Raw genomic sequence first — 15,839 nt, 5'->3', positions numbered from 1 at the left:
GGTACATGATTATATGATAACTGGTATTGGAATTGACCTTATTGAATTAAGACGAATAAAAGCATTGATGAAAAAAACAGATCGTTTCGTAAACCGTATTTTAACAGAAAAAGAACGTTCTCTTTTTTTTCAACTGCATAATGAAGAAAGAAAAGTAGAATTTCTGGCTGGTCGCTTTGCAGCAAAAGAAGCATTTGCTAAAGCAACAGGCCGTGGGATTGGAAAGCTAAGTTTTCAGCATATTGAAATACTGCGTCATCCGAACGGTGCACCAACTATGCATGTCGAAGGTTATGAAGCATATGAAATATTTATTTCAATTACCCATAGTAAAGACTATGCAGCAGCACAAGTCGTTCTTCAAATTAACTAGTTGAACGAGCTCTGCATATTTCAATAGGTTGTCTCATATATTTTAGTGCGGGTAGGAAGGAACGAAAGGTTGTTTCCGTACAAATATGCGACAAGGGAGATATGTCTATGGGAAGAAGTAATAATCGTTTATTTATCCTCATTTCTTTTGTTTTGATTTTAGTACTAGCTGCTTGTGGAGAAAAATCACAAGAAAGCGTTGTTAAAAATCTTGAGGAATCGATTGAGGAAATGAACGGTTATAAAGCACAGGCTGTTATGAAGATGAATACAGGCCAGGAAGAACAAAAGTATGAGATTGATGTATGGCACAAAAAAGAAGATCTTTATCGCGTTACGCTGTCAAATGATAAAGATGAAAAAGGCGAGCAAGTAATTCTCAAAAACAAAGATGGTGTTTTTGTTATTACACCGGCATTAAAAAAGAGCTTTAAGTTCCAGACAGAGTGGCCGGATAATAGTAGTCAGCCTTATTTATATCAATCGTTAGTCCGAGATGTGATTGAAGATAAGGAAGCGACTTTTGAAACAACTGAGACGAACTATGTCTTCAAAACGAAAACAAACTACCAAAGTAATAATAATTTGCCGTATCAAGAAATCTATTTCAACAAAAAATCGTATGCACCCGAGCTTGTGAAAGTGTTGGATAAAGACGGAAATGCGCTAGTTGAAGTTACTTTCTCTAGCTTTGAAGTGAATCCGTCGTTTGGAGAAAAAGATTTTGAAATGGATGAGGATATGAGCAACAATCAAGATGAAGAGGCAAGTGCAACTGTATCTGAACAAGATTATACGTTAGAAGTTATCTTTCCGCTTGAAACGGTTGGTTCCGAGTTAGTTGAAAAGAAAGAAGTAGATTTGGAAAATGGAAAACGTGTTATTTTGACGTTTGAAGGAGAAAAGAATTTTACGCTCATCCAAGAAAAAAGGGACGACCTTCCAGTGCTATCCATGCCAAAAGATGTAAAAGGCGACATCGTTAACATAGGTCAGGCAATCGGAGCATTAACCGAAAATGCGATTGAATGGTCGGAAAATGGGGTTGACTATTATTTAGCAAGTGAGGAATTAACGAAAGAAGAATTAATACAAGTAGCAGCTTCCGTGCAAGGTAGAGAAGTTAAGTAAATAGAAATCTTTCAAAGCAGGCTTTTATAAGTGAGCGAGCCCCGTCATAGTTAGACTTTGTTTCTAACTATGACAGGTATTTCACGACTGGCCTGCTTTTTAATAGTAATAAAAGCCGAATGGTAAGAAAAATGATGTTTCTAAAAATAATAAGTTCGTCTCAATGAAAGTTGAAAACAAAAAAAATATCGAGTAAAATTCATACATTAATAAATATATAGCACACTATACGTAAAACGTTGCAAAGGAGCTACCGAATCATGACCAAGCGTTTGATTCGTCCGACTTGGGCGGAAGTTGATTTAAATGCAATTAGCTATAATATTACACAAATAAAAGAAGCATTGCTCCCTACGTGTAAGATCGTTGCAGTAGTGAAGGCGAATGCGTATGGACATGGTTCGGTCGAAGTTGCTAAGAGAGCATTACAGGCGGGGGCAAGTTATTTGGCTGTTTCTTTACTAGAGGAAGCATTGCAATTAAGAGAAGCAAAAATAACAGCCCCTATTCTCGTCTTAGGGTGGGTGCCGCCAAAAGATACTGTGCTTGCATCTGAAGCGAACATTACTCTAACCTTTTCACAAACAGAGTGGCTTTCCGCTATTAAAGATATTCACTTGCCAAAGCCATTAAAGGTACATATGAAATGGGATACAGGTATGGGAAGAACCGGAATACGGACAAAGGATGAATTAATTAAGGTCATTGAAGCATTAAATGCAGATCAACGCATATACTTAACAGGAGTATACACCCATTTTGCCACTGCGGATGCATCGGATAAAACGTATTATTTAAAACAAAAAGACCGTTTAGAACAGCTTACGAATGTGTTTAAAAAAGTATGGAACAAACCAGTCGATATTCATATGAACAATAGTGCTGCAGCGATGTTATATCCAAAGGAACAGCAGCCCTATATCCGATTAGGCATTTCAATGTACGGCTTATACCCTTCTGATGAAGTAAAAAGAAATACTTCTATTAAATTAAAGCAAGCATTTTCATTGCACAGTCAATTAGTCTATGTTAAAAAAGTCCCGAAAGGTGAGTTTATTGGCTATGGTTCTACGTATGAAACACAAGAAGATGAATGGATAGGGACAATTTCCATCGGGTATGGGGATGGCTGGATTCGTAAACTGCGAGATGCTTATGTACTCTTAAATGGAAAGCGCATGCCTATCGTAGGCACGATTTGCATGGATCAAACGATGATTCGTCTTGATGGGCCATACGCAATTGGCACAAAAGTAACCTTAATCGGAAAACAAGGAAATGCAAGAATAGAAATGGATGAAGTTGCACAGAAGCTCGAAACGATTAACTATGAAATTCCGTGCATGATTAATGAACGTATTCCAAGACGGTATCTCTATTAGCTTGTTTAGTTTTCATAATTGAATAGCTATCGTAATAGGAAATAGATGTAACTTTTTTCGGTTATTTAACTTTAAATAGCATTTAAAAAAACAATGAAAAGCTTTTGCAAAGCCTTGAAATCCATGCTATGATGAAATGGAAAAGTTTTTTAGGACGTTCAAAAATCTTCGGAGGTGTATGGTGTTGTCAGAGGGTTTACAGGAGATCTTAGTAAGATTACCAAAAAATCTGATAAACGAGGTGGACGGATTGGCGAGGTATGAGAATAAAGATTTGAGCGACTTTATCTATCAGGCTACAAAAAATCATCTGAAACACAAGAAAAATGAACGCTTTCAGCAGCTGCGCGAGACGATGCAAAAAGGATACGAAGAAATGGCGCGAATAAACCTGTCTTTATCTTCAGAGGCTTTCTTGGCGGAGGAGGAAGCTAAGGATACGTTGGACCGCTCTGTGATCGGGGTGTAGGCCTTTGATCGTGCAAAGAGGCGAGGTATATTTCGCCGATTTATCCCCGGTCGTCGGGTCAGAGCAGGGAGGCATTCGGCCAGTATTGATCCTACAAAACAATATCGGAAATCGATTTAGTCCAACGGTCATCGTGGCGGCAATTACGGCACAAATTCAAAAAGCCAAGCTGCCAACTCATGTAGAAATTAATGCAAAGCGATATGGCTTTGATCGTGATTCTGTTATTTTGCTCGAACAGATTCGAACATTGGATAAACAAAGATTAACAGATAAAATAACTAAATTAGACGAAGAAATGATGAAAAAAATTGACCATGCTTTGGAAATTAGCTTGGGTTTAGGATTCAAGGAAATGTATGATCAATAAACAGGCACGCCCCCTTACTAGTTAAGAGGGTTTTTTATTTTGCCTTTTTAACGTATGTATTGATTTAAATAACGTATACCCGAAACAAACGATTGTAAACGGATTACTTACATACATACTTGTTTTAATTTATTAGCCAAAAATCGGTTTGAATTTCTTTAAAAAAGGGAATATAAATCATAAAATAGTTCGTTTGGCCCCAATTACTTGTCTAATGAGTATGGTAATATACATGTAGGTATTTATTTACAAGTGACTTAGTAACAGCAGAAGATAACTACTATAAATAACATTAATTATTGGAGGTAAAGCGATGGATTCGAAAGTAGGTAAGATTGTCTTACATAACAGTGATATAATTGTACAAATGTGGATGAAGGAAGTAGCAAGCTTGCAAAATGGGAGTTATACAGCAACAATTTCCGATGAATTGTTTGAAAGTACAAATCGAGAATTTGTAAACGTCATTTTTTCAAGCATACAAAACAAAGGGGCCGATTCAAACCTACAAAGCTTCTCTGAAAAATTAATAAATCTTGGCTGGCCTTTAAGCTATATAACAGATGGCTTACAAGTATTTCGTCGTGTGACGATCGATTTTATATGGAGTAAATCGGAAGGGTTTGAAAAAGACGAGATTATCCCTATATTGAAGAAAGTCGATGATTGGGTTGAGCCAATTATTAGAGAGCTTGTTAACGAGTATTCCAGTAGCTGGGAGCATATTGTTTCTTTACAGCATTTGGCCTTACAGGAATTGTCTGCACCACTTATTCCTGTTATGGAGAACATTACAATTATGCCGCTAATTGGAACAATTGATACAGAGCGAGCTAAGCTAATTATGGAAAACCTTCTCGAAGGTGTGATGAAGCATAATTCAGAGGTTGTGCTGATTGATATTACCGGCGTACCGGTCGTTGACACAATGGTAGCGCATCATATCATTCAAGCAGCCGATGCTGTTCGATTAATTGGAGGCGTTTGTATTCTAGTCGGCATTCGACCAGAGATTGCACAGACAATAGTTAATCTCGGAATTGATTTAAAGAGCTATCCAACAAAAAGCTCACTTAGAAAAGGCTTTAAAGCGGCATTGGAATTGACTAACCGTAAGATAGTTGATGTGAATAAGGAGACAGATCAGCTTGAAGAATTAATAAAATCTTTACATAAGGAGTGATCGCGTGCGTATACCAATTCTAAAACTATCTAACTACCTACTTGTTTCCGTGCAGACAGAAATAGACGATAAAACAGCTATTCAATTCCAAGAAGATTTATTGGATAAAATTCATAAAACAGGAGCTCTAGGTGTAGTTGTTGACTTAACCTCTGTTGATGTAATTGACTCGTTCATTGCGAAGGTGTTAGGCGATGTTGTAACAATGTCAGATCTTATGGGGGCGAAAGTGGTATTAACAGGGATTCAACCGGCAGTGGCGATGACGTTAATTGATCTTGGCATCCACCTTAATAACGTTACGACAGCATTAAATTTAGAACAAGGTTTGAGTAAATTACATCAGGAATTGGGGGGATAACACATGACAACCCAATCCTGTGTACATATAAAAAAAGAGTGGGACATTGTCGCTGCACGTCAACTAGGTAGAAGTACAGCAAAGAATATCGGATTTAGTACCGTCGATCAGGCACGAGTTGCTACAGCAATATCTGAGCTCGCTCGAAATATTTATTTATATGCTCAAGAAGGTTCGATTTGTTATGAGCTGGTGGAAGATACAGCACGTAAAGGGATTCGTGTCATTGCAGAAGATGGTGGACCTGGAATACGGGATATAAATAAAGCAATGGAGGATGGGTATACAACTTCAGGGGGGCTAGGAGCTGGATTGCCTGGTGTGAAACGATTAATGGACGAGTTCCATATTCAATCTTCTGTTGGAGAAGGAACGACGATCAAGACAGTAAAATGGTTGCGGTAATTGGATTAATAATGTTACGAGCATGAGAACAATGTATTATTCAAAAGGCCTTCTACATCGTATGTACCCTTAGTTTAAATACAGCTTTCTTTTATGAAATGATGAGTCGATACTCGTGCGCTTTTTATGAGTAGGCTCTCTTTTTTGAAAACAGAATCGTTGCGCGTGCAAGTGGAGGAGGCTTGTCATGGAACATACAATTCAATCAAATATAACCAACTATAAGAATCAATTGAAATCCTATATCGAAACTCAAAATGAGCAAGCATTATACAAAGCGGAAAAGCTAAGCAAAAGTTTTATAAAAAATAATATATTGCCTGAGGAAATTGTTAATATACATATCCAAGCACTGGAAGAGCTTTATCCGAATTTATCCGAAGACATTCGTAATTCAATGGGTTTCTTATTGGAAACGATGATAGCTTATGGTTTGGCACATCAAGAGATGCAGCACTTGAAAGAAGAACAATATGCACTTCGCTCAGAAATCCAAGTTGCAGCAAATATGCAAAACACATTTCTCGCAACCGAAAAACCAAATATAAAAGGACTTGATATTGGGGCGGTTACCGTTCCGATGCATCAAATGAACGGGGATTATTACTATTTTGTTAAAGGTAATGATGGAACATTAGGGATTGCGATTGCTGATGTAATAGGGAAAGGCGTGCCAGCAGCACTATGTATGTCAATGATTAAGTATTCTATGGACAGTTTTTCTGAAGAATCCATGAATCCCAAAATGATACTTAGTAACTTAAATCGTGTCGTGGAGCGCAACGTTGATCCAAACATGTTTATAACAATGTGGTATGCTCAATATTTGCCCCAAGAAGGAAAGCTACAGTTTGCTTCTGCAGGTCATGAGCCTGGTTTTTATTACAATTCTCATAAAGGCACGTTTGTTGAAATGGAAGCAAAAGGACTTGTATTAGGTGTATTGCCAACTACTTCTTATGAGCAATACGAGCTTGAGCTTGCTCCAAATGATATGGTCGTTCTATTGACAGACGGTGTAACGGAGTGCAGATGTGGAGATCGATTTATTGAAACTGAAGAAGTACTTGAAGTAATAAAAAAGTATGCTCATTTACCAGCGCAGCAGCATGTTGAGCGTGTATATAAGCATTTTTATAATATGCAGGATTTTGAGTTGAAAGACGACTTCACCCTAATCATTTTAAAAAAAAGTGTTTAGTGTCGCATTAATCCGGGTATAAGTCTTTAGTACTAGCCTAAACAATCAATAAACGTAACAATTAGAAAGAAGGGGGATACATATGAATTTAACGATTGATATTGTGGACAACTTGGATAAAAGCTTGGTGCATCTATCCGGTGAGCTTGATGTATATACCGCACCACAATTGAAGCAAGCGCTATTACCGATCACCCAAAAAGAAGGGCACCTTGTTGAAGTGAACTTAGCAGATGTAGTGTATATGGATAGTACCGGTCTTGGGATTTTTATTAGTGCATTAAAAAATACGAAAGAATATAATAGTCATTTAAAATTAGTTAATCCTCAGGCGCGTGTATCCCGTTTGTTTAAAATAACTGGGTTAAATGAAATTATGGATTTACAAGAGACCGTTCAAGGTGGGAAAGAATAATGGAAGAATTCGACTTTATTGAAATGAAAGTACCTGCGAAAGCGGAATATGTTGGTGTTGTTCGTTTAAGTATTTCTGGTATTGCAAGCAGAATGGGTTTTTCTTACGAAGATATCGAAGACTTGAAGGTTGCCATCTCCGAAGCAACGACAAACGTCGTTTCGCATGCGTATAAAACGGGGGAGCCTGGTGAGATTACTGTTGGCTTTGGTGTATACAAAGAACGACTAGAAGTAATGGTTGCAGATCATGGAGGAAGTTTTGACTTAAATGATATAAAAGGAAAAATTGGTCCATACGAACCTACCGAATCTATAGAAAGCTTGCGTGAAGGAGGGTTCGGTTTATTTTTAATTAATGCTTTAATGGACAAGGTTGAAATTAATAATAAATACGGCGTAATAGTTTTAATGACAAAGTATTTAAATGAATCCGAGGTGGGTCTGGATGACCAAGTCTCTACAACCCAATAAGGAAAAAGATGAAGTATACAGATGGATCGAGCATTTACAAAAAGAACCGACGGACGAAGTAATTCAAGAGAAAATTGTCCTCACGTATAAAAACCTTGTCGAATCATTAGCGAGAAAATATTCTCGAAGCAGCAGTAACCATGAAGATCTTGTCCAAGTTGGTATGATTGGTTTGTTAGCAGCAGTGAAACGATTTGATCCATCGTTTGGAAAGTCATTTGAATCGTTTGCTATCCCGACTATTATTGGAGAAATTAAACGGTTTATTCGCGATAAAACGTGGAGTGTCCATGTGCCGCGTCGAATCAAAGAGCTGGGGCCAAAAATTAGAAAAGCAATTGATGAGCTAACGAATAAAAACCAATACTCACCATCGATCTCTGAAATCGCTGCGTACTTAAATGTGTCCGAAGAAGACGTGCTGGAAACGATGGAAATTGGGAAAAGCTATAAAGCTCTTTCGGTCGATCGCAGAATTGAAGCTGATGCAGATGGTAGTACTGTTTCTATTTTGGACTTGGTTGGGGATACGGATAAAGCCTTCGATACAATTGATATTCGTATGCTGCTGGAAAGAATATTGCCTGTACTATCTGAACGAGAACAAAAGATTCTTCACTGTACGTATTTTGAAAACATGAGTCAGAAGGAAACCGGTGAGCTATTAGGGATTTCACAAATGCATGTCTCGAGATTACAGCGCCGTTCACTTAGAAAGCTACGAGAAGCGATTCAATCAGAAAGTGTGGGTGTTTTTGATTGACGAATCAAAAAAATAAAGTGCAAGTCTCCGTGTTTCAACAGCCGAAAAAAGAAAACGTTTTTTGCGGAGATCGTTACTTTTATAAGAATACAGATGAAGGCTTTATATGTGCGTTGGTAGACGGATTAGGAAGTGGCGAGGAAGCACAAGAGTCAGCAGATATTGTAATTCGTATAATAAAAAAGAACGTCGATGTTACTGTTGAAGATTTAGTTAAACGTTGCAACGAGCAATTAATGGGAAAGCGAGGAGTAGTACTCGGGATATTAAAAATTAATTTCCCGGAAAAAATGTACACTTTTTCATCCATAGGTAACATCGGAGTAATGACTGTAACGGAAACTGAAAAGAAGCGAAGCATCCCGAGTGCTGGTTATTTGGCAGGCTATAAACGAAAGATTAAAGTAGTAAGTGAAAAATTAGAGCCTCAAATGATTTTCTTTATGTTTTCGGATGGAGTATTGGATAAGGAGCTTTCCCAATCCTATTTTATAGACAGTGATATTTCTAAGGTTACGGAAGTATATGCGGCACTAAGCAAAGAAAAACGAGATGACGACACGACGCTAATCGCAATCCGGTACGATAAATTTATTTAAGTACAGAAAGTTAGATGGTCACTTTGGCTGTCTAACTTTTGTGTTTTTTAAGCAATTTGAGACTCGAGCAGTAGGAGCAGCCAATCATCAGCTTACAAGACAATTTTAAAAGAAGAATTGCTCAGGTGCGTACTAGAATTGATTCTTTAGTATATTTTATTAGAATTTTATTGAAAGTTATTATATCAATGGTGGTGGCCGCAACACATTAAGATAGAATGATCTATACAAAGAGGCTTTTTTCAAGATTGTAACTGTCCACTCATAAATATATGATTCAATCGTCTTAATGATAGAATTAGGAAAACGTCTTGTTATTTGATAAAATAAAATGCGTATGTGAAGGAGGGCTCTACGTGCAAGAGAATGAACAAATTGCCCATTGGGTAGCAAATGACATAAAAGTTAAAGAAAGTATCGTCCATAAAGTTATTGCATTAATGGACGAAGGAAATACGGTACCATTTATTGCTCGTTATCGTAAAGAGGCAACCGGCGGGCTGGATGAAGTTCAAATAAAACTAATCCAGGATAAATGGCAATACGCTGTTAATTTAGCCGATCGAAAAAAAGAAGTCATTCGTTTAATTGACGAACAAGGAAAGTTAACAGAGGAATTGGTTGTAAAAATTAATGAAGCTACGCAGCTGCAACGAGTTGAAGATTTGTATCGTCCTTATAAACAGAAGCGAAGAACGAGAGCAACAATAGCGAAGGAAAAAGGGTTAGAGCCGCTTGCAGAAAAGCTGTGGAAGCAGGAGCAAGCGTTTATTATAGAGGAAGAAGCAAAAAAATATTTCTCTGAAGAGCATGAACTACAGACAGTGGAAGATGTTTTAGCAGGTGCTAATGATATCGTTGCGGAATGGATAGCAGATGACGCAACATTTCGAGAGTATATTCGCGAAGAAACATTTAAACGCGCCACAATTCGCACAGAAATAAAGCAAGATGAAAACGATGAAAAAGGCGTATACAAAATGTATTATGATTATCAGGAAGCGGTTCGTTCTTTAGTTTCTCACCGTATACTAGCGATAAATCGAGGAGAAAAAGAACGTATTCTTCGAGTTGTTGTAGATGCTCCTGCTGAACGTATTATTGAATACTTAGAAAAAAAGCTTATAAATAAACATACAGACGCTTCCATTGCGACTGTTTTACAGCAAGCAATTACGGACAGCTATAAACGATTAATTCAACCTTCTATTGAGCGTGACATTAGAAAAGAGTTGACCGAAAAGGCGGAGCAGCAAGCGATTAGCGTTTTTGGTGAGAATTTAAAAAATCTATTGCTGCAGCCTCCACTAAAAGGTCGGACTATTTTAGGCGTTGATCCTGCATTCCGAACAGGGTGCAAGCTTGCGATTGTAGATGAAACGGGTAAAGTGCATGCGATAAATGTAATGTATCCAACAGCTCCACGAAAGGATACAGTCGGTGCTGAGAAAATTGTGATGGATTTAGTTTCAAAATATAATGTAGAGTTAATTGCGATTGGCAATGGAACAGCTTCAAGAGAGACAGAGCAATTTATTGCTGATGTGATCGCCAAGCATAAGCTTGATCTCCCTTATATTATCGTGAATGAAGCTGGAGCAAGTGTTTATTCGGCATCTGCACTTGCTCGTGAGGAATTTCCCGATTTTGAAGTCGAAGAACGGAGTGCGGTATCTATTGCTAGACGCGTTCAAGATCCACTTGCGGAACTTGTGAAAATCGATCCGAAATCGATTGGTGTTGGGCAATATCAACATGATGTAAGTCAAAAACAGTTAAACGAATCGCTTGATTTTGTAGTAGAAACAGCGGTTAACCAGGTGGGAGTTAATGTGAATACGGCATCTGTATCTCTATTGCAGCATGTTTCCGGGCTAAGTAAGGCAATTGCTACGAATATTGTCGCAGCTCGAAATGAACAAGGTAAATTTACGAATCGAAAACAACTAAAAAAAATACCGCGGCTTGGCCCAAAAACATATGAGCAAGGGATCGGCTTTTTACGAATATTAGATGGCGACCATCCATTAGACCGTACTCCTATACATCCGGAAAGTTATGCACATACAGAAAAAATCTTAGAATTAATTGATTGCCAATGGGAAGATATAGGAACCGAAAAATTACGTGAAAAGCTAAATGCAGTAGATAAGAAAGCAATAAGTGAAAAGCTAGAAATCGGTGAATTAACCCTCATGGACATTATGGATGCTTTACGTAAACCGGGTCGCGATCCTCGTGACGAATTTCCTCAACCATTACTAAAGCAAAATATTTTATCATTGGAAGATTTGGAAGTCGGAATGGAAATGCAAGGAACTGTGCGAAACGTTGTAGACTTTGGTGTGTTTGTCGATATCGGAGTAAAACAGGATGGGCTTGTTCATATTTCTAAAATGGCAAATCGGTTTGTGAAACATCCGATGGACATTGCTTCTGTTGGTGATGTCGTAACCGTTTGGATAGAAGATGTGGATGCAGACAGAGGAAGAGTTGCCTTGTCTATGGTTGAAAGTAAAGAGAAATAATAATAAAACCGATCGCCTAAGCGAGTATTCACTTGGGCGATCGGTTTTAAGCATAATAAGTACGTGTTTTAAATCGGGCTATTTATATAGTTGGTATTTATTCCGATTCACATGCTGCTTCAACGTCACTCATAGGGATGCCGAGTGCTTTTGCAACGCCTTTTCCATAGGCAGGATCAGCTTTATAGCAATTACTAATATGACGCATTTTAATAAATGTTTGGACACCTTGCATGCTCCGGGCAGTATTTTCAAACAATAATTGCTTTTGTTCGTCGGACATGAGGTTAAATAGCTTTCCTGGCTGTTCAAAGTAATTGTTATCGTCTTCTCGGAAGTTCCAGCGATCTCCAGCACCATAAATGGGCTCAGGAGGCTCTTTATACGCTGGTTGTTCGTCCCATTCTCCATAACTGTTTGGCCCATAATGCAGTAGGCTTCCGTGGTTACCGTCTACTCGCATCGCTCCATCTCGATGAAAACTATGGACTGGGCATTTCGGCTGGTTTACTGGTATTTGATGATGATTCACACCTAAGCGGTAGCGTTGTGCATCTCCATAAGAGAATAATCTTCCTTGAAGCATTTTGTCTGGAGAAAAGCTAATTCCAGGGACGACATTGGCTGGTGTAAAGGCAGCCTGCTCTACTTCAGCAAAGTAATTATCAGGATTTCTATTAAGCTCGAATTCTCCTACTTCTATTAAAGGGAAATCTTTTTTGTACCACACTTTTGTTAAATCAAAAGGATTGTAATGTAATGTACTTGCCTCCTCTTCCGTCATCACTTGGATATACATTTTCCATTTTGGAAAGTTCCCTTCCTCAATCGCTTCATATAAATCTCTTTGATGACTCTCTCTATCGGCACCAACGAGCTTTGCGGCTTCCTCATCAGACAAGTTATTGATTCCTTGTTGTGTACGCATGTGGAACTTTACCCACACTCGCTCATTTTCTTTGTTGATCATACTGAACGTATGACTGCCAAATCCGTGCATGTGTCGATATGAACTTGGAATCCCTCTGTCGCTCATTACAATCGTTACTTGATGTAAAGCCTCTGGTAGAGAACTCCAAAAATCCCAATTGTTATTGGCATCTCGCATATTTGTACGTGGATCTCGTTTTACTGCATGGTTTAAATCTGGAAAAAGCAACGGATCTCTTAAAAAGAAAACAGGTGTATTATTTCCAACAAGGTCCCAGTTGCCTTCCTCGGTGTAAAAGCGCATGGCAAATCCTCTAATATCTCTTTCGGCATCGGCAGCTCCTCGTTCACCTGCAACAGTTGAAAACCGCATAAATAAATCTGTTTGCTTTCCGATTTTAGAAAAAAGTTTTGCCTTCGTATATTTTGTAATGTCGTTTGTTACTGTAAATGTTCCATAAGCGGCTGAGCCTTTTGCATGCATTCTGCGTTCTGGAATAACCTCTCTGTCAAAGTGTGCTAGTTTTTCTAGAAACCAGACATCTTGAAGGAGCATTGGCCCACGAGGCCCTGCCGTCATGGAATTTTGATAACTGGAAACTGGAGCACCGGCCGCAGTAGTCAGTTTTTTCTTGTTGTTTTTTTCTTTATTCATCAAAATTGCACCTCCTAGTTTATAACTATTATAATAACATAATTATAATCACATTACTATAATTACATATTGGATCATGCAGTAATACTTTTACTTAGTTTATAAACAACTGAATTTAAGGAAAATTACGTTTTCGAAATGGTTTTTATTTTTATCATTTAATAAGTAGTAATTGATAATATGTGCGTAATTTAGTGTTGCTAGACGTATTGCAGATGTACGAGAGGGGATGGAGAAGACCTCAGTGCATTGGCAATACCAATTTAAATGTATGTAGAAATATGTTAAAATGTTTTTATGAAAGTGAGGTTGCTATTACTATGTCACTTTTAGATGCAGAACAATTATATGAATTAGTAAATAAATTATCTTTGGATTTTTTTGACATACCATTCCGACATAAGGTAGTGTTTAATCACCGTTTACGAACGACAGGTGGAAGATATATACCAAGTAAAAAGCTAATAGAATTAAATCCGAAGTATTTTTTGGAAATGAATAGGGAGGAATTTATAGGTATTATAAAGCACGAGCTCTGTCATTATCACTTACATATTACCGGAAAGGGCTACAAGCATGGAGACGCTGATTTCAAGCGATTGCTTAAAAAGACAAATTCACCAAGGCATTGTGCCCCTCTACCTTCTGTGAAGAAGAGCTATAGATATACATATGTATGTACCGACTGTCTATATGAATATAAAAGAGTGCGGATGGTCAATGTAAAAAAGTATCGCTGTGGTAAATGTAGAGGCATCCTTAATAAAGTATGATCTAAAAACTTCGTAATATGAGAAGGTATTTTAAATGGTACGTACGGATGTTTATTTAAGAAGGAATTTGGCTGATGGAATTCTGTTCATATATTTTTGAATAAAGTTATTGACGAGACACGATATCCATGTTAAATTATATAAGCGTTTGAAATAATTGTTTTCTTTTAATAGGTACAAGTACTGCTTTACTTAATGATTCTATAAAAAATAAAAAAGCGATTGACATTTAAAAAGAAATGTTGTAATCTAGCTTGTGTTGTAATTGTCCATGTACTGATTGTGGCACAGTGTTAAATTATGAACAATCTAGCCAAAGAGTAAAAGTGGGATAGAAACAACAGTTACCTATTTTTGACAATTTAATAACCTCAAGTATTTTCATTATATTCCACAGTAGCTCAGTGGTAGAGCAATCGGCTGTTAACCGATCGGTCGTAGGTTCGAATCCTACCTGTGGAGCCATCAGGAGAAGTACTCAAGTGGCTGAAGAGGTGCCCCTGCTAAGGGCATAGGTCGCGATAGCGGCGCGAGGGTTCAAATCCCTCCTTCTCCGCCATTAAATGGCCCGTTGGTCAAGCGGTTAAGACACCGCCCTTTCACGGCGGTAACACGGGTTCGAATCCCGTACGGGTCATATTTCACTATGTAACTTTTTTCAAAGTGGTAGTTTGACGAACGAGAGGACAGCTGCAAGTTGCTTGTCCTTTTTGATTTCGTACAATCTTTTGTTGGGCTATAGCCAAGCGGTAAGGCAACGGGTTTTGGTCCCGTCATTCCTAGGTTCGAATCCTAGTAGCCCAGCCAACTTTCACATGGTGAAACATACCGAATCATACGCATTACTACTATATAGTTAAAGTATGGAAGGTTGCTATTAGTAGTAAGTATCGACTCTTAATGAACGTTGCATCTGACATGAAAGCAATCATGTAGATTGTTATTCAGGTTAAATACTAAATGAAGAACTGGACAATATATTATAAAGAGCCATTAGCTCAGTTGGTAGAGCATCTGACTTTTAATCAGAGGGTCACAGGTTCGAATCCTGTATGGCTCACCATTTCCATTATAGATCATACGGTTTTGAGTGTTTTTTGTAGAACTGTTCGATTATTAAACAGTATTAAATACTTTATATGAATTCCTTATCTTCCTTGTTTGAATTGATTATTATATGCGGTCGTGGCGGAATGGCAGACGCGCTAGGTTGAGGGCCTAGTGGGAGGTAATCCCGTGGAGGTTCAAGTCCTCTCGACCGCATTTGAAATTAAGTTTGCATATCGTGGTCGTTTATGTTACAATATAAAACGTTGCTTGATTAATTGAAAAATTAAATGCGGGTGTAGTTTAGTGGTAAAACCTCAGCCTTCCAAGCTGATGTCGTGGGTTCGATCCCCATCACCCGCTCCATTTTGAACTTGGGCCTGTAGCTCAGCTGGTTAGAGCGCACGCCTGATAAGCGTGAGGTCGGTGGTTCGAGTCCACTCAGGCCCATTTTGTTTCTTAGGGAACAAAAAAGTGTTGACAAACACTTTGGTAAGTGTTATATTAGTAAAGTTGCTCCTTGAAAACTGAACAAAACAACTCGTATGTCAAGAGACGAAGAAACACCTCCGTGTTTCTTCGGAAGGTCAGCCCTTCTATTATGAAAGCTGACGATAAATGAAACAAGCTAAGACAATTGTATAAGATTAACGGCGTTAATCTTATTTCAAACTTACTTTTATGGAGAGTTTGATCTTGGCTCAGGACGAACGCTGGCGGCGTGCCTAATACATGCAAGTCGAGCGCGGGAAGCAGACGGAATCCTTCGGGAGGAAGTCTGT

Annotated in this window: 16 protein-coding genes and 8 tRNA genes; 23 read left to right on the top strand and 1 reads right to left on the bottom strand. The window is 38.2% G+C overall.

Features of this window, described 5'->3' with window-relative positions:
- Nucleotides 1-13: 13 nt before the first annotated feature.
- The 14 genes from acpS (at nt 14) to ACLIBH_RS06585 (ending at nt 11,652) form a co-directional block, all read left to right on the top strand.
- Nucleotides 14-373: a holo-ACP synthase gene (gene acpS, locus ACLIBH_RS06650; RefSeq protein WP_439315917.1), complete on the top strand. Its 360-nt coding sequence runs from the start codon at nt 14-16 to the stop codon at nt 371-373.
- 107 nt (nt 374-480) lie between these two features.
- Complete coding sequence (locus tag ACLIBH_RS06645; RefSeq protein WP_439315916.1) at nt 481-1,503, top strand: outer membrane lipoprotein carrier protein LolA; 1,023 nt, start codon at nt 481-483, stop codon at nt 1,501-1,503.
- 260 nt (nt 1,504-1,763) lie between these two features.
- Entirely contained in the window at nt 1,764-2,885 is a 1,122-nt protein-coding gene (gene alr, locus ACLIBH_RS06640; protein ID WP_439315915.1) for an alanine racemase, read from the top strand.
- A 184-nt stretch (nt 2,886-3,069) separates the two neighbouring features.
- Nucleotides 3,070-3,354 (top strand): antitoxin, encoded by a 285-nt coding sequence (locus tag ACLIBH_RS06635; RefSeq protein WP_439315914.1) that lies wholly within the window; start codon nt 3,070-3,072, stop codon nt 3,352-3,354.
- 4 nt (nt 3,355-3,358) lie between these two features.
- Nucleotides 3,359-3,724 (top strand): type II toxin-antitoxin system PemK/MazF family toxin, encoded by a 366-nt coding sequence (locus ACLIBH_RS06630; protein ID WP_439315913.1) that lies wholly within the window; start codon nt 3,359-3,361, stop codon nt 3,722-3,724.
- A gap of 313 nt (nt 3,725-4,037) precedes the next feature.
- Complete coding sequence (locus tag ACLIBH_RS06625; protein WP_439315912.1) at nt 4,038-4,907, top strand: RsbT co-antagonist protein RsbRA; 870 nt, start codon at nt 4,038-4,040, stop codon at nt 4,905-4,907.
- Nucleotides 4,908-4,911: 4 nt separating this feature from the next.
- Nucleotides 4,912-5,268, top strand: coding sequence for an STAS domain-containing protein (locus ACLIBH_RS06620; RefSeq protein ID WP_439315911.1), 357 nt, complete (start codon nt 4,912-4,914; stop codon nt 5,266-5,268).
- A gap of 3 nt (nt 5,269-5,271) precedes the next feature.
- On the top strand, nt 5,272-5,673 hold the full coding sequence (locus ACLIBH_RS06615) for an anti-sigma regulatory factor (protein ID WP_439315910.1): 402 nt from the start codon (nt 5,272-5,274) through the stop codon (nt 5,671-5,673).
- A gap of 187 nt (nt 5,674-5,860) precedes the next feature.
- A complete protein-coding gene (locus tag ACLIBH_RS06610) occupies nt 5,861-6,874 on the top strand; it encodes a PP2C family protein-serine/threonine phosphatase (RefSeq protein WP_439315909.1) in 1,014 nt (337 codons plus the stop codon).
- Nucleotides 6,875-6,956: 82 nt separating this feature from the next.
- A complete protein-coding gene (locus ACLIBH_RS06605) occupies nt 6,957-7,289 on the top strand; it encodes an STAS domain-containing protein (protein WP_439315908.1) in 333 nt (110 codons plus the stop codon).
- Complete coding sequence (gene rsbW, locus ACLIBH_RS06600; protein ID WP_439315907.1) at nt 7,289-7,762, top strand: anti-sigma B factor RsbW; 474 nt, start codon at nt 7,289-7,291, stop codon at nt 7,760-7,762. Before ACLIBH_RS06605 ends, rsbW begins: the two co-directional genes overlap by 1 nt.
- Nucleotides 7,737-8,525, top strand: a complete 789-nt coding sequence (sigB, locus tag ACLIBH_RS06595) for an RNA polymerase sigma factor SigB (protein WP_439315906.1) — start codon at nt 7,737-7,739, stop codon at nt 8,523-8,525. Before rsbW ends, sigB begins: the two co-directional genes overlap by 26 nt.
- The gene (locus ACLIBH_RS06590) at nt 8,522-9,124 is read left to right on the top strand and encodes a SpoIIE family protein phosphatase (RefSeq protein WP_439315905.1); all 603 of its coding nucleotides are present in this window, start codon (nt 8,522-8,524) and stop codon (nt 9,122-9,124) included. The genes sigB and ACLIBH_RS06590 overlap by 4 nt, the downstream gene beginning before the upstream one ends.
- A gap of 356 nt (nt 9,125-9,480) precedes the next feature.
- Nucleotides 9,481-11,652, top strand: coding sequence for a Tex family protein (locus tag ACLIBH_RS06585; protein ID WP_439315904.1), 2,172 nt, complete (start codon nt 9,481-9,483; stop codon nt 11,650-11,652).
- Between the two features lie 97 nt (nt 11,653-11,749).
- Here ACLIBH_RS06585 and ACLIBH_RS06580 read toward each other — a convergent pair whose 3' ends face one another.
- Nucleotides 11,750-13,237: a catalase gene (locus tag ACLIBH_RS06580; protein ID WP_439315903.1), complete on the bottom strand. Its 1,488-nt coding sequence runs from the start codon at nt 13,235-13,237 to the stop codon at nt 11,750-11,752.
- A 320-nt stretch (nt 13,238-13,557) separates the two neighbouring features.
- Between ACLIBH_RS06580 and ACLIBH_RS06575 the strand changes: the two genes are divergently transcribed.
- The 9 genes from ACLIBH_RS06575 (at nt 13,558) to ACLIBH_RS06535 (ending at nt 15,507) form a co-directional block, all read left to right on the top strand.
- On the top strand, nt 13,558-14,010 hold the full coding sequence (locus tag ACLIBH_RS06575; RefSeq protein ID WP_439315902.1) for a SprT family protein: 453 nt from the start codon (nt 13,558-13,560) through the stop codon (nt 14,008-14,010).
- Between the two features lie 390 nt (nt 14,011-14,400).
- A tRNA-Asn gene (locus ACLIBH_RS06570) sits at nt 14,401-14,475 on the top strand.
- Between the two features lie 3 nt (nt 14,476-14,478).
- Nucleotides 14,479-14,569, top strand: a tRNA-Ser gene (locus tag ACLIBH_RS06565).
- A 6-nt stretch (nt 14,570-14,575) separates the two neighbouring features.
- Nucleotides 14,576-14,647, top strand: a tRNA-Glu gene (locus ACLIBH_RS06560).
- 95 nt (nt 14,648-14,742) lie between these two features.
- Nucleotides 14,743-14,817 (top strand) — tRNA-Gln (locus tag ACLIBH_RS06555).
- A 180-nt stretch (nt 14,818-14,997) separates the two neighbouring features.
- Nucleotides 14,998-15,073, top strand: a tRNA-Lys gene (locus ACLIBH_RS06550).
- 116 nt (nt 15,074-15,189) lie between these two features.
- Nucleotides 15,190-15,273: transfer RNA gene (locus ACLIBH_RS06545), tRNA-Leu, on the top strand.
- Between the two features lie 76 nt (nt 15,274-15,349).
- Nucleotides 15,350-15,423, top strand: a tRNA-Gly gene (locus ACLIBH_RS06540).
- A 10-nt stretch (nt 15,424-15,433) separates the two neighbouring features.
- Nucleotides 15,434-15,507, top strand: a tRNA-Ile gene (locus tag ACLIBH_RS06535).
- The last annotated feature ends 332 nt before the right edge of the window (nt 15,508-15,839 follow it).

The organism is Virgibacillus sp. W0430, from assembly GCF_051846935.1.
Classification (GTDB): domain Bacteria; phylum Bacillota; class Bacilli; order Bacillales; family Amphibacillaceae; genus JBPYCR01.
The sequence above is the reverse complement of the archived record's forward strand: the minus strand, read 5'-3'. Positions and strand labels throughout refer to the sequence as shown.

What these genes read in the sequence shown, in the direction of transcription:
- acpS (WP_439315917.1), top strand. Translation starts at nt 14, where the DNA reads ATGATAACTGGTATTGGAATTGACCTTATTGAATTAAGACGAATAAAA.
- ACLIBH_RS06645 (WP_439315916.1), top strand. Translation starts at nt 481, where the DNA reads ATGGGAAGAAGTAATAATCGTTTATTTATCCTCATTTCTTTTGTTTTG.
- alr (WP_439315915.1), top strand. Translation starts at nt 1,764, where the DNA reads ATGACCAAGCGTTTGATTCGTCCGACTTGGGCGGAAGTTGATTTAAAT.
- ACLIBH_RS06625 (WP_439315912.1), top strand. Translation starts at nt 4,038, where the DNA reads ATGGATTCGAAAGTAGGTAAGATTGTCTTACATAACAGTGATATAATT.
- ACLIBH_RS06615 (WP_439315910.1), top strand. Translation starts at nt 5,272, where the DNA reads ATGACAACCCAATCCTGTGTACATATAAAAAAAGAGTGGGACATTGTC.
- ACLIBH_RS06610 (WP_439315909.1), top strand. Translation starts at nt 5,861, where the DNA reads ATGGAACATACAATTCAATCAAATATAACCAACTATAAGAATCAATTG.
- ACLIBH_RS06605 (WP_439315908.1), top strand. Translation starts at nt 6,957, where the DNA reads ATGAATTTAACGATTGATATTGTGGACAACTTGGATAAAAGCTTGGTG.
- rsbW (WP_439315907.1), top strand. Translation starts at nt 7,289, where the DNA reads ATGGAAGAATTCGACTTTATTGAAATGAAAGTACCTGCGAAAGCGGAA.
- sigB (WP_439315906.1), top strand. Translation starts at nt 7,737, where the DNA reads ATGACCAAGTCTCTACAACCCAATAAGGAAAAAGATGAAGTATACAGA.
- ACLIBH_RS06580 (WP_439315903.1), bottom strand. Translation starts at nt 13,237, where the DNA reads ATGAATAAAGAAAAAAACAACAAGAAAAAACTGACTACTGCGGCCGGT.
- ACLIBH_RS06575 (WP_439315902.1), top strand. Translation starts at nt 13,558, where the DNA reads ATGTCACTTTTAGATGCAGAACAATTATATGAATTAGTAAATAAATTA.